Source organism: Kribbella sp. NBC_00709 (assembly GCF_036226565.1).
Taxonomy (GTDB): domain Bacteria; phylum Actinomycetota; class Actinomycetes; order Propionibacteriales; family Kribbellaceae; genus Kribbella.
Map to the genome: position 1 here is coordinate 7,060,226 of NZ_CP108996.1, position 12,135 is coordinate 7,072,360.

Genomic DNA, 12,135 nt, shown 5'->3' on the forward strand with positions numbered 1-12,135 from the left:
GATAGTATCACCGAGTACCGGCACACTGTGAGCAGCGAAAGGGGACCGGGTTGGCGATTGCCGGAGTCGAGACGGTACGGCGGTACCAGCGGGGCTGGCTGCGGCCGGATGTGATCGCTGGGCTGACGGTGGCGGCGTACTTCGTCCCGCAGGTGATGGCGTACGCCGAGTTGGCCGGCCTGCCCGCGGTGACCGGCCTGTGGGTCGCGCTCGGTCCGCTCGTGCTCTACTTCCTGCTCGGGTCGTCGCGGTTGCTGTCGCTCGGCCCGGAGTCGACGACCGCACTGCTGACCGCGACGGCGATCGGACCGCTGGCCGCCGGCGATCCGGCTCGGTACGCGGCGTTGGCCGCAGTACTGGCGCTGCTGGTCGGTGTGATCTGCGTGATCGGATGGGCGGCGCGGCTGGGATTTCTCGCCGATCTGCTGTCGAAGCCGGTGCTGATCGGATACCTGGCCGGTATCGCGGTCATCATGATGACCGGTCAGCTGGGCCGACTCACCGGTGCTCCGGTGCACGGAGATTCGCCCATGGCCGACGTGATGTCCGCGATCCGGCTGGTCGGTGAGTGGAAGCTTGCCCCGGTGCTGGTGTCGGTGGTGGCGCTCGCGTTGCTGTTCGCGCTGGCTCGGTGGACGCCGCGGCTTCCGGGGCCGCTCGTCGTGGTGGCGCTCGCCGCGCTCGTGACCTGGGCGGCCGGGTTGGGGGACAGGGGAGTGGCGCTGGTCGGCTCGGTGCCGAGGGGTCTGCCGACACCGCATCTACCCTCGCTGTCCGTTCACGACCTCGGTCTGCTTGCGCTGCCCGCGGTGGGAGTGGCATTGGTCGGCTACACGGACACCGTTCTGACCGGCCGTGCCTTCGCCGCGCGCGGCGGTGGGCAGATCGAGCCCGGCCGCGAGCTGCTCGTACTCGGGCTGGCCAACCTCTCCGCAGGCCTGGTGCGCGGCTTCCCGATCAGCAGCAGCGGCAGCCGCACAGCCCTCGCGGAGGCGTCCGGCGCGAAGAGCCAGGTGTACTCGCTGGTCGCCGCGGTGGCGATCGTGGCCACGTTGCTGTTCGCCGGCCCGTTGCTCGCCACCTTCCCGATCCCCGCTCTGGGCGCGTTGGTCGTGTACGCCGCCGTACGGCTGATCGAACTGGGCGAGTTCCGCCGGATCGCCGCGTTCCGTCGCAGTGAGCTTTTGTTGGCCTTGGCAACGACCCTCGGCGTGATCGCGCTGGACGTCCTGTACGGCGTACTCGTGGCGATCGCGCTGTCGGTGCTCGACGTACTGCGCCGCGTGGCCCGGCCGCACGACGGCATCCTCGGGTACGTGCCCGGGATCGCCGGCATGCACGACATCGACGACTACCCGAACGCCCGCCCCGTCCCCGGACTGGTCGTGTACCGGTACGACTCGCCGCTGTTCTTCGCGAACGCCGAGGACTTCCGTCGTCGCGCCCTCGCCGCCGTCGACGATGCCGCCACCCCGGTGCACTGGCTCCTGCTCAACACCGAGGCGAACGTCGAGATCGACGTCACCGCCATCGACGCGCTCGACGCGCTGCGCGAGGAGCTGGCCGACCGCGGGATCGTCCTGGCCCTCACCAGGGTCAAACAGGACCTCCGCGACAGCCTGGAAGCCGCAGGGTTCCTCGATCGTTTGGGACCTGGCCACGTGTTCTTCACCCTCCCGACCGCTGTCGAAGCCTTCCGGAGCCAGTTCCCGGACGGCGGCTAGCCTGGGCACTCAGGTCCGAGACGGGAGGAACCGATGGCTGTTCTGACCAAGGCCGAGGCGCTGGCGATCATCCGCCGTGCCTATGGTCCAGATTTTGCCCAGTCGGTCGAACCACGACTGCCCGACCGGTTCGATCCGGACGACGACGCGGATGCCGAGCTGCTGGCGACGCTCGGGTTGACCCGGGACGGCCTGGCCAACGCGATGGGCGGCGAGCTCTAGAGGAGGTCACCGCAGAAGGAGCGGATCGCACGGTTCACCAGTTCGGGGCGTTCCCAGGGCATGAAGTGGCCGGCGCCCCGCACCCAGAACGGGCCGACCGCCTGTGGGAAAGCGATCGCGCAGCGTTCCTCGGCGTGCTCGCCGACGGTGACCTGGTCGGCGCCGATGAGGACCAGAGCACGCTGCTGGACCGGGCGGTCGATCAGCTCCGGAGCTGACAGCGGGCGGGTGCCCATCAGGACCTCGTAGTCGGCGAAGGACGCCCGCAGGCGGGCCGCGTCGCCGTACGGCTCGGTGAGGAACGCCAGGTCGTCCTCGTCGAAGGCGTCCGGTGGGCACCAGAGACGGTGCCCGAAGAACTCGGCGATGTACCGTCGCCGCCGTTCGGGCCTATCCAGCTCTGCGACCAGTTCGTCGGCGTGCTGTCCCTGGCGGCGGTGGTAGTCATAGACGGCGGGCTTGGGCCGGGCCGGTGGGATGCCGGCCGCGGCGAACGCCTCCGGCAGGTCGGGCATCGAGTCGTCCAGGATCACCAGGCGGTCCACGCGTTCGGGGTGCCGGTTGGCCAGGTCGATGGCGATCATCGCGCCCAGGTCGTGCCCGGCGACGACGGCGCGCTCCCAGCCGAGTACGTCGAACAGCCCGGTCAGGTCGGTGTTGAACGCGTTGAAGTCGTAGAAGTCGTCCGGCGCGAAATCCGAATCGCCGTACCCGCGGAGATCCGGCGCGACGACGTCGAATCCCGCCTCGGCCAGCGGGACGAGATTGTGCGACCAGATCCGGCTCGTGCACGGGAACCCGTGGACGAGCAGCAGCGGTACGCCGCCGTCGCCACGCCGTCGTACCGCGAGCCGATGTCCCGGGCGTACTTCGATCCGCGACGGCGCAACGACTTCAGCAGGGAGAGCCATAGGTCGTGTCTACCGGATCACCCGGTCAGACGGGCCTTGACCGGGAGTGGATGCGGGCAGAGGCTGGCTGGTGGTTCGAGTGTCTTCGAGAGGGAGTGGCCTGATGGCGAAGGTACTGATTCTTACCGGTGACGCTGCGGAGGACCTGGAGGTGTTCTACCCCTACCAGCGGTTGCTGGAGGAGGGGTACGAGGTCCACGTGGCCGCGCCCGAGGTGAAGAAGCTGCAGTTCGTGGTGCACGACTTCGTGGACGGGTTCGACACGTACACCGAGAAGCTCGGGCACACCTGGCAGGCCGATGTCGCGTTCGCCGATGTGGATCCGGCGGAGTACGTCGCGGTCGTGATCCCGGGTGGACGTGCGCCGGAGTACATCCGGAACGACGCGGACTGTCAGCGGATCGTGAAGCACTTCTACGGCGAGTCCAAGCCCGTCGCGCAGCTGTGTCACGGACCGCTCATCCCAGCGGCAGCCGGTGTGCTGAACGGCCGGAAGACGTCGGCGTACCCGGCGCTGGCACCCGATATCCGGGCCGGGGGAGCCGAGTGGGTCGACGGTGACGCGGTCGTCGACGGCAATGTGGTCTCCGGTCGCGCCTGGCCCGATCATCCGGCCTGGATGCGCGCGTTCATGGCGATCCTGAAGGAGCATGCGCCGGCGTAGTTCGCGATTGCAGCCTTTCTGCAGCGTTCGGAGAGGCAGGCTGGACGGAGCCGCCGGGAGGAGACAGCATGCCGGTCGCACCGTTGAAGGAACTCGTCGACGAGGCCCTGGCCAAGGGGTACGCCGTTCCCGCGATCAACATCGTCGATGAGTTGAGCCTGCGGGCGGTCGTCGACGCGGCCGTCGAACTGCGGTCGCCGTTGATCGTGCAGACGTCGGTGAAGACCGTGAAGGCGGTCGGGCGGGACGTACTGAAGGCGATGTTCGACGCGACCGTCGCGCCGGAGCCGGTCCCGTTCGCGCTGCACCTGGACCATTGCCCGGACCGCGACGTGATCAGCGCCTGCCTCGCGGCCGGCTGGAACTCGGTGCTGTTCGACGCCTCCGCGCTTCCGGTCGAGGAGAACCAGCGCCAGACCGTCGAGGTCGTCGCCGAGGCCAGGAAGTACGGCGCCCATGTCGAGGGCGAGATCGAGGGCATCACCGGTGTCGAGGACGGGGTGGGGTCCGACACCGAGTCGGCGCGGCAGTCCTTGGCGGTCGCCACCCGGTTCGTGGAGACGACCGGGGTCGACGTGTTCGCCCCGGCGATCGGCAACGCCCACGGCATCTACCACTCGACGCCTGAACTGGACTCGCAGCGGATCACCGACCTGGTGGCCGCGACCGGGATCCCGATGGCGCTGCACGGCGGATCCGGGCTGACTCCGGAGCAGTTCCGGGACCTGATCGGCCGGGGCTGCGCGAAAGTGAACATCTCCACCGCGCTCAAAGTCGCGTACATGAAGTCGTCGCTGGAGCATCTCGAGCAGGCGCAGGCGACGGACACATGGGACCCGCCGTCGTTGTTCCGCCACATCCACGCCGCGGTGAAGGCGATGGCCGTCGAGCACATCGAGGTGTTCGGTAGCGGCGGTCACGCATGACCGCGCTGATCTTCGACTGTGACGGCGTACTCGGGGATACCGAACGCGATGGTCACCTGCCGGCGTTCAACGCCACCTTCGAGCACTTCGGCCTGCCGGTTCGCTGGTCGGTCGAGGACTACGGCCGGCTGCTGAAGATCGGTGGCGGCAAGGAACGCCTGGCCACGCTGCTGGACGATCCCGACGTGGTGAAGGCCGCCGGTTCGCCGTCGTCGGACGAGGAACGCGGGGAGGTCGTCGCGAGCTGGCACCGGTACAAGACCAAGACGTTCACCGACCTGATCGCGGCCGGGGTCGTTCCGCCGCGTCCCGGCGTACGGCGGATCATCACCGAGGCGCTGCGCGCGGGCTGGACCGTCGCCGTCGCGTCGACCTCGGCCGAACCGTCGGTCCGTGCCGTCCTGATCGGGGCGGTCGGCGCCGAGGTCGCCGCGCGAGTGCCGGTCTTCGCGGGCGACGTCGTACCGCGGAAGAAGCCGGACCCGGCCGTGTACGAACTCGCCGTGCACCAGCTCGCGCTCGTACGGGACCACACGCTCGTCATCGAGGACTCCAGCAACGGTCTGCTCGCCGCGACCGGAGCCGGACTGGCCACGGTCGTGACCGTCTCCGGCTACACGCGCGACGAGGACTTCACCGGAGCGGCGCTCGTCGTCTCCAGCCTCGGCGATCCCGGCGGCGAGCAGCTCGAGGTTCTCGCGGACCCCTGGACCATCGGCCCGGCCGGGGCGCTCACGCTCACCGACCTCGGCGAACTGGCCGGCCGGCGCTCATGAACGGCGCTCATGAAGGGAAGGGAGGGCAGACATGAGTGACAGCTGGAGTGACGTCGACCTGGTCATGACGACGCTGATCGAGACCTGCCTGGCCAACGAGAAGTACTTCGGCGACCTGGACTCGGTCGTCGGCGACGGCGACTTCGGGTACTCGCTGGCCCGCGGCTTCGAGAAGCTCCAGGCCCAGTACGGCGAACTCGACCGCACCGACATCGGAACGTTCTTCAAGAAGGTCGGGATGCTGGTGACGTCCCGGATCGGCGGGACCTCCGGACCGATCTGGGGCACGGGATTCCTGCGCGCCGGGATGACCGCCGGCGCGACCACCACCCTCGACGGAGCGGCCGTCGTGGCGATGTTGAGGTCCGCCGTCGCGGGCATCATGGCGCGCGGCGGCGCGGAGCTCGGTGACAAGACCCTCCTCGACGCGCTGGTCCCGATGACCGACGCGATCGAGGAAGCGCTCGCGGCCGGGGTGAGCAGCGGGGAGGTCGTGGACCGGGCCGCGGTGGCGGCGCGGTCGGCTGCCGACGCGACCATCGACCTGGTCGCCAGACGCGGCCGGGCCGCCTACACCGGCGAACGCAGCCGGGGATCCGTCGACGCCGGGGCCACCGCCGTCGCCGTGCTGATGGAACAGATCGCACAGAGCTGGAAGGGGAGGGACGCGGGATGAAGAAGTTCGTCAACGATCCCAAGAACTACGTGCCGGAGATGCTGCAGGGGATCGCCCTCGCGAACCCCGAGACGCTGAAGTACGTCCCGGAGTACAACCTGATCATGCGCACGGACGCACCGCGCGACGACAAGGTCTCGATCGTCCAGGGCTCGGGGTCCGGGCACGAGCCGGCGCACGTGATGGCTGTCGGCAAGGGCATGCTCGACGCCGCCTGTCCCGGTGACGTGTTCGCGGCGCCGCCGATGGACTACGTGTACGAGACCACCAAACTGCTCGCGTCGCCGAAGGGTGTGTTGCTCCTGGTGAACAACTACACCGGCGACCGGATGGCCTTCGACATGTCGCAGGAGCTCAGCGCCGCCGACGGACTGAACGTGAAGACCCTGATCATCGACGACGACGTCGCAGTGAAGGACTCGACCTACACGGTCGGCCGGCGTGGGGTGGCCGGCAACTTCTTCGTGATGAAGGCCGTCGGTGCAGCCTCCGAGCAGGGCGCGGATCTCGACGAACTCGTCCGGATCGGCGAGAAGGTCAACTCGGTCACGCGCACGATGGGGATGGCGTTGACGGCGTGTACGCCGCCGGCCAAGGGCTCCCCGCTGTTCGACCTCGGCCCCGACGAGATGGAGATGGGCGTCGGCATCCACGGCGAGCCGGGCCGCAGCCGCGAGCCGCTCGCGTCGGCCAACGACATCATCGACCAGATGCTCGAGGCGGTCCGCTCCGACCTGCCGTACGAGTCCGGTGACAACGTCGCGCTGATGATCAACGGCCTCGGCGGTACGCCGATCAGCGAGCTGTACCTGCTCTACGGCCGGGCCCACCAGGTGCTCACCGACCGGGGCATCAACGTCCGGCGCAACTACGTCGGCGAGTACTGCACGTCGCTGGACATGGCCGGCGCGTCGGTGACGCTGGTCAAGCTCGACGACGAGATCGACGGGCTGTTGTCAGCGCCCGCGGAGATCGCGATTCGAGTGTTCTGACAAGCCGTAGTCCGCGCGCAACCGGCGTACTTCGGACTGGGTCGAGGGCCACAGAGGGGACGTTGGCGAGAGTAGCTTCAACTGGTGTTCCCACGCGCTGAGATCGTTCAAGCCGGCGTACGAGCGGGTCCACGCGACGACCAGGTCGACGTCGTGAGTCCGCAGTACGTCGGCGCGCATCCGGTTCTCGAGGCGGTTCCGAGAGGCAACGACGCCCGGCGCATCGGACTGCGGGAGGAGCGGGCCCGCGTACCGGCGCAGGGCCGAGGAGAGCCGATGGGAGTCGAGGTCGTCGGCGGTCTCGAGCCAGTCCGCGGCGATGTCGCGCCGGAACCGATAGGGCCGGGAGTCGACGACGTCCGCACCGAGCAGTGCGCGGAGCCGGGTCATCTCGCCGCGGAGCGAGGAGCGATGGTCGGCCTCGCCGTACAGCGCGTCCGACAACTCTTCGGCGGTGAGACCCTCGGGATGTTCGGCCAGCAGTACGACGATGTCGCTGTGCCGTCGACTGAGCCGGAGGTCGCGGTCGTCGACCCGTACTTCGGCGTCGGGGCGACCGAGCGCCGAGATCCGGATGCGATGGCCTGTCTCGCCGGTCAGCTTGCGGAGGATGGTCAGCCTGCCGAGCTCGGCCTCGGCCATCCGGGCGGCGGCCCGGACCAGGGCGAGCGACTGCGGTGAGCTGGCGTCGGCGCCACCGGTGATGTCCACGACGCCGAGCACCCGCTGTGTATCCGGGTCGTAGATCGGAGCCGCTGCGCACGACCAGGGCTGCACCAGGACGGTGAAGTGTTCCGCCGACCTGATCTGGACCGGCGCGGCCACTTCCAGTGACGTGCCGAGCGCGTTGGTACCGACCTGCTCCTCGGCCCACCACGCGCCCTCACTGAAATGGATGCCGTCGGCTGCCCGTAGTACGTCGGGACGCCCGCAGACCCAGAGCAGCCGACCGCCGCTGTCGCCGACGGCCATCACGCAGTCACTGTCCACGGCTGCGCGGCCCAGGACGTCGTACAGCATCGGGAAGACCGCGGCGAGCGGGTGCTCAGCCCGGTACGTCGCGAGCTCGTTGGCCTGGAAGGCGAACGGTGCCGCCGTGTCGGCGCGCAGCCCCGCCGCGACCGAGCGATCCCACGAGGCCGCGACCAGCCCGCGCACGGGCTGTTGCTCCCCACCCTCGACGAACTCCTCGTGCCGTCGGTGCAGCCATCGATCGATGGAATCCACCTTCCCAAGACAACTGCCGAACAGTCCGAAAGTCCAGACCCGCACTGACGACGGTCCGACACGCGGTGTAATCACGCGATGCCGGGTTGGTTCCTAGACTGGATTCGCGGGGGTGACCGGTTGCCGGGGAGGTCGCGGATGGCGGGACTGCCGGGTGATCGGTACGATCGCGCGGCCGCGGCCCGGGTGCTGGCCGAGGTCGCGGGTGCGACGGCGTTCGCGGGGGTAATGGAGCAGCTCGGGGGCGCGCGGCGGATCCTGCCGGAGGTGGTGCCGCTCGACGGCAGCCCGCTGACCGCACCGCAGTTGGAGTATCTGGAGAGTCGGATGCGGCCGTGCTCGCCTGACTTGGTCGCGAGTGCCGCCTCGAAGGTGAGTTGGCGGGACAGCGATGGCGTCTCGAATGTCGCTCACTGTGGTCCGCTCGGCCCGGCGGTGCCGGTGGTTGCCCGGGAGGCGACGCTCGCCATGTGGCGGGCACTGGCGGCTCGGGATGGCGTGGTGTTGACGGACGACGATCACGCGGTGATGGATGCGACGACCACCGACAAGGATCCTGTGGAGATTCTTCGGGTCGGGATCGACACGACTGCGCGGGCATTGGTGCAACATGCGTACCTGGCGGATCAGACGCCGTACCCGAGTGCTGCTGAGTTCGCGCGCGGGTTGCGGGACTCGGGGATCTTCGCGGTGGTGGCGAACACCTGGTTCTGGGGATTGCAGTCGTCGACGTTCCGTCGCGGGATGATCCCGGTGGGGCTGGTCGCGCAGGACGACGGGACCGTCCGGTACGCCGCCGAGACGGTCGAGGTACTGCGGGCGATGAAGCAGACCGCGATCGCGGACGCGCACGAGACGTTGCATCGGGCAACGGTCGACGAAGGTCTGACGGTCGAGGCAGCGTTGCGGAAGTACGACGTGGTGCTCGGGCAGATCTCGCGGCAGTACGCACTGCTGCCGGCGGGGGAGCAGCCGCGGTGCCTGGCCAACATGTCCGTGGACGGCGTCAAGTTGCTGCCGGGCGTGGTGGACACGTTTGTAGAGACGTTTGTTCAGTTGCTCGGGTTGGTGGAGCTCCAGTCGGCGGAGATTGAGGAGACTAGCGTGCACACTGCGGACGAGGTTTTCGAAGTACCGGACATGACGTGCTCGCACTGCACGAACACGATCACCGGGGTGCTGGAGGCGCTCGGGGTCCGGGTCGCGGGGATCGACCTGGACACGAAGGAGGTCGTCGCGGCCTTCCCCTCCGACGAGGTCCGCGCACAGAGCTTCGAGGCAATCCGCGGCCGCGGCTACACCGTCGTACCCCGCTGACCAGCCCCCTCCGAGCACCGCTCGGCACCATCCCCCGCCCGGCACCATCCCCCGCCCCGCCCCGCCGGCCGCTCCCGCCGGCTGCTCCCGCGGGCCCGGCATCCGCGGGCCCGGCATCCGATGGGTCAACCTGTGCCGTGGTGGGTTCCCCGCCGGTGTGCCAGCGGGGAACCCACCACGGCAGGCGGGAACCCACCACGGCAGGCGGGAACCCACCACGGCAGGCGGGAACCCACGCAGTGTCGGTGAAGCACCCCGGCCGCCGCACAGGTCTGGTGGCAGGTCTGGTGGCGGGACGGCAGCTCGGCAGGAGGTGTTCGGGAATCGGGGCTGGCTGTCGAGCTGCTGATGAACCCGGGCCGTCACGAAGCAGGCACCAGATCGCGCCTGCTGACCGAACCGGCCGGCGGGGGTGGCGCTAGTCGGCGTCGGGGTCGGTGCCGAAGTCGCGGAGGCGGAGGCTGTTGTAGGTGACGAAGAGGGACGACAGCGACATTGCGGCGGCCGCGATGAGTGGGTTGAGCAGGCCGGCGGCGGCGATCGGGACGGCGGCGAGGTTGTAGCCGAACGCCCAGATCAAGTTGCGGTGGATGGTCTGGCGGGTACGCCGGGCCAGGGCGATCGCGTCCGGGATCACGCGGAGGTCCTCGCGGACCAGGATGATGTCGGCGGACTTGAGCGCGATGTCGGTGCCGGTGACGACCGCCAGACCGAGATCGGCGGTTGCGAGCGCGGCGGCGTCGTTGATCCCGTCGCCGACCATCGCGACGCGGTGCCCGTCGGCGCGCAGCCGCTCGATCACGGCGGCCTTGTCGGCGGGCAGGACACCGGCCCGAACGTCATCGATCCCGGGCGAGGCGGCCACGGAGCGAGCGACAGGTTCGCTGTCGCCGGTCAGCAGGATCGTCCGCAGCTTCTGACCCTGCAGCGTCTCTATCGCGACGGCCGCAGTCGGCCGCAACCTGTCGGCGAGCGTGAACGTTCCGGCCGGCCGGCCATCAACCGCGACATAGACGACCGAAGCGGCGCTGGATCGATCGACCACACCGCCGCCCTCGGTCGCCGCGGCGCCTGCCGCACCGTCTTCCGTGGTGCCCGCATCGCCTCCCGCCCGCCGCTGCGTGATGCCTTCGGATTCGAGGAGGGCGGCGTTTCCTACGACTACGCGGTGGCCGTCGACTGTGCCGGTGGCGCCCAGGCCGGGGTGGACCTCGAAGTTTGTGACCGGTAGGGGTTCGACTCCGTCGGCTTCGGCTCGGCGTTCGATGGCGCGGGCTATGGGATGTTCGGAGTTGTGTTCGATCGACACGACGTACTGCAGCAGGTCGGGCTCGATGTCGTCCACCACGAGTTCGCCGGTGGTGAGTGTTCCGGTCTTGTCGAGGACGATCGTGTCGATGATCCCGCTCGCCTCGAGTGCGTCCTGGCCCTTGATCAGGATGCCGAGCGTGGCGCCGCGCCCGATGCCGACCATCAGCGCGGTCGGCGTCGCCAGCCCGAGCGCGCACGGGCAGGCGATGACGAGCACCGCGATACCCGTACCGACAGCCTGCTGGACCGCAGCGCCGGACAGGACCCAGCCGAGGGTGACAGCGACCGCCAGCGCGATGACCGCGGGAACGAACCACACGATGACCCGGTCGACGGTGTGCTGAATGCGAGCCTTGCGCTCTTGTGCCTGCTCGGCGACCGCGGCCATCTGGGCAAGCTGCGTATGGGCGCCGACGGCGGTCGCGGTCAGCACCAGCCGGCCGTCCGTGCTGATCGTCCCGCCGATGACCGAGTCGCCGGATTGCACGCTACGCGGCAACGGCTCACCCGTCACGACGCTGGTGTCGACCGCCGCCGACCCCTCCAGAACCGTGCCGTCCACCGGAACGATCTCGCCGGCCTTGACGATGACGACCTCGCCCTTGACGACCTCTCCCGTCGGTACGTCGACCTCTGCGCCGTCCCGCAGTACTCGCGCTGTTGGCGTCGCCAACCGGCTGAGTGCGCCGAACACGTCCGCAGCGCGCCGGCGTGACCGCGTCTCGAAGTACCGGCCGGCGAGCTGGAAGACGGTCATCCCGGCGGCGACGTCGAGGTACAACGCGCCGGTGTCGAGGGGGATCGAGGACAGTCCGGGCCAATGGCTGCCGCTGGAGGTCGATGCCCCAGGCAACAGAACCGAGACGGCGGCCCAGCCGAAGGAGACGGCGATGCCGAGGGAGACCAGCGTGTCCATGCTGACGGCACGGTGACGCAGGTTGCGGATCGTCGCGCGATGGAACGGGTACGCCGCCCACGTGACCACCGGCAACGCGACCAGCAGCGAGAGGACTTCCCAACCCGGGAACCGGAGCGACGGTACGGCGGCCAGCACGATGGTGGCGTCCATGAGCGGAATCGCGAGCAGGACCGCGACGACCAGGCGACGACGCAGTGCCGTGACACGCTTGATGGTCAGCTGCTCGGCCAGCTCGTCCGTGGACTCGGGATCACGAACCGTTGCGTCGTACCCGGCTCGATCGACCGCAGTGGTGGCGCGGACGGCGAGATCCGGTCCGATGCCGGTGACGATCGCGCGTTCGGTGGCGTAGTTGACGCTGGCCGTGACGCCGTCGAGCTTGTTCAAGGCCCGCTCGACGCGGTTGGCACAGGCCGCGCACGTCATCCCGCCGACCAGCAGTTCGACGGAGCTCGTCTCGGGCCGGGTCA

General features: G+C 69.3%; 11 protein-coding genes. 8 read left to right on the top strand and 3 right to left on the bottom strand.

Annotated features, from left to right (window positions below):
• The first annotated feature begins 50 nt into the window (after positions 1–50).
• Together OHA18_RS34470 and OHA18_RS34475 are read left to right on the top strand one after the other, a co-directional pair.
• Positions 51–1,724: a SulP family inorganic anion transporter gene (locus OHA18_RS34470; RefSeq protein ID WP_328999540.1), complete on the top strand. Its 1,674-nt coding sequence runs from the start codon at positions 51–53 to the stop codon at positions 1,722–1,724.
• Positions 1,725–1,757: 33 nt separating this feature from the next.
• Complete coding sequence (locus OHA18_RS34475; protein WP_328999541.1) at positions 1,758–1,946, top strand: hypothetical protein; 189 nt, start codon at positions 1,758–1,760, stop codon at positions 1,944–1,946.
• Here OHA18_RS34475 and OHA18_RS34480 read toward each other — a convergent pair.
• On the bottom strand, positions 1,943–2,857 hold the full coding sequence (locus OHA18_RS34480; protein ID WP_328999542.1) for an alpha/beta fold hydrolase: 915 nt from the start codon (positions 2,855–2,857) through the stop codon (positions 1,943–1,945). The genes OHA18_RS34475 and OHA18_RS34480 overlap by 4 nt on opposite strands.
• Positions 2,858–2,960: 103 nt before the next feature.
• Between OHA18_RS34480 and OHA18_RS34485 the strand changes: the two genes are divergently transcribed.
• From OHA18_RS34485 to dhaK, 5 genes are all read left to right on the top strand, one after another.
• Entirely contained in the window at positions 2,961–3,521 is a 561-nt protein-coding gene (locus tag OHA18_RS34485; protein ID WP_328999543.1) for a DJ-1/PfpI family protein, read from the top strand.
• A 68-nt stretch (positions 3,522–3,589) separates the two neighbouring features.
• Complete coding sequence (locus OHA18_RS34490; protein WP_328999544.1) at positions 3,590–4,447, top strand: class II fructose-bisphosphate aldolase; 858 nt, start codon at positions 3,590–3,592, stop codon at positions 4,445–4,447.
• Positions 4,444–5,223, top strand: a complete 780-nt coding sequence (locus OHA18_RS34495; protein WP_328999545.1) for an HAD-IA family hydrolase — start codon at positions 4,444–4,446, stop codon at positions 5,221–5,223. The genes OHA18_RS34490 and OHA18_RS34495 overlap by 4 nt, the downstream gene beginning before the upstream one ends.
• A gap of 31 nt (positions 5,224–5,254) precedes the next feature.
• Complete coding sequence (gene dhaL, locus OHA18_RS34500; protein ID WP_328999546.1) at positions 5,255–5,899, top strand: dihydroxyacetone kinase subunit DhaL; 645 nt, start codon at positions 5,255–5,257, stop codon at positions 5,897–5,899.
• The gene (gene dhaK, locus OHA18_RS34505; RefSeq protein WP_328999547.1) at positions 5,896–6,891 is read left to right on the top strand and encodes a dihydroxyacetone kinase subunit DhaK; all 996 of its coding nucleotides are present in this window, start codon (positions 5,896–5,898) and stop codon (positions 6,889–6,891) included. Before dhaL ends, dhaK begins: the two co-directional genes overlap by 4 nt.
• Here the strand turns inward: dhaK and OHA18_RS34510 are convergent.
• Positions 6,856–8,118 (bottom strand): GAF domain-containing protein, encoded by a 1,263-nt coding sequence (locus tag OHA18_RS34510; protein ID WP_328999548.1) that lies wholly within the window; start codon positions 8,116–8,118, stop codon positions 6,856–6,858. The genes dhaK and OHA18_RS34510 overlap by 36 nt on opposite strands.
• A 138-nt stretch (positions 8,119–8,256) precedes the next feature.
• Here OHA18_RS34510 and OHA18_RS34515 point away from each other — a divergent pair, with 138 nt between their 5' ends.
• Positions 8,257–9,435 carry a heavy-metal-associated domain-containing protein gene (locus tag OHA18_RS34515; RefSeq protein WP_328999549.1) on the top strand — a complete coding sequence of 393 codons (1,179 nt, stop codon included), beginning with the start codon at positions 8,257–8,259 and terminating at the stop codon, positions 9,433–9,435.
• Positions 9,436–9,853: 418 nt separating this feature from the next.
• Here OHA18_RS34515 and OHA18_RS34520 read toward each other — a convergent pair whose 3' ends face one another.
• Complete coding sequence (locus OHA18_RS34520) at positions 9,854–12,091, bottom strand: heavy metal translocating P-type ATPase (RefSeq protein ID WP_329006184.1); 2,238 nt, start codon at positions 12,089–12,091, stop codon at positions 9,854–9,856.
• Between the last annotated feature and the right edge of the window lie 44 nt (positions 12,092–12,135).

Excerpts from the sequence above, each read along its gene's own strand:
- OHA18_RS34520 (WP_329006184.1), bottom strand. The coding sequence starts at position 12,091 with ATGACGTGCGCGGCCTGTGCCAACCGCGTCGAGCGGGCCTTGAACAAG.
- OHA18_RS34495 (WP_328999545.1), top strand. The coding sequence starts at position 4,444 with ATGACCGCGCTGATCTTCGACTGTGACGGCGTACTCGGGGATACCGAA.
- OHA18_RS34485 (WP_328999543.1), top strand. The coding sequence starts at position 2,961 with ATGGCGAAGGTACTGATTCTTACCGGTGACGCTGCGGAGGACCTGGAG.
- OHA18_RS34475 (WP_328999541.1), top strand. The coding sequence starts at position 1,758 with ATGGCTGTTCTGACCAAGGCCGAGGCGCTGGCGATCATCCGCCGTGCC.
- OHA18_RS34515 (WP_328999549.1), top strand. The coding sequence starts at position 8,257 with ATGGCGGGACTGCCGGGTGATCGGTACGATCGCGCGGCCGCGGCCCGG.
- OHA18_RS34480 (WP_328999542.1), bottom strand. The coding sequence starts at position 2,857 with ATGGCTCTCCCTGCTGAAGTCGTTGCGCCGTCGCGGATCGAAGTACGC.
- dhaK (WP_328999547.1), top strand. The coding sequence starts at position 5,896 with ATGAAGAAGTTCGTCAACGATCCCAAGAACTACGTGCCGGAGATGCTG.
- OHA18_RS34490 (WP_328999544.1), top strand. The coding sequence starts at position 3,590 with ATGCCGGTCGCACCGTTGAAGGAACTCGTCGACGAGGCCCTGGCCAAG.
- dhaL (WP_328999546.1), top strand. The coding sequence starts at position 5,255 with ATGAGTGACAGCTGGAGTGACGTCGACCTGGTCATGACGACGCTGATC.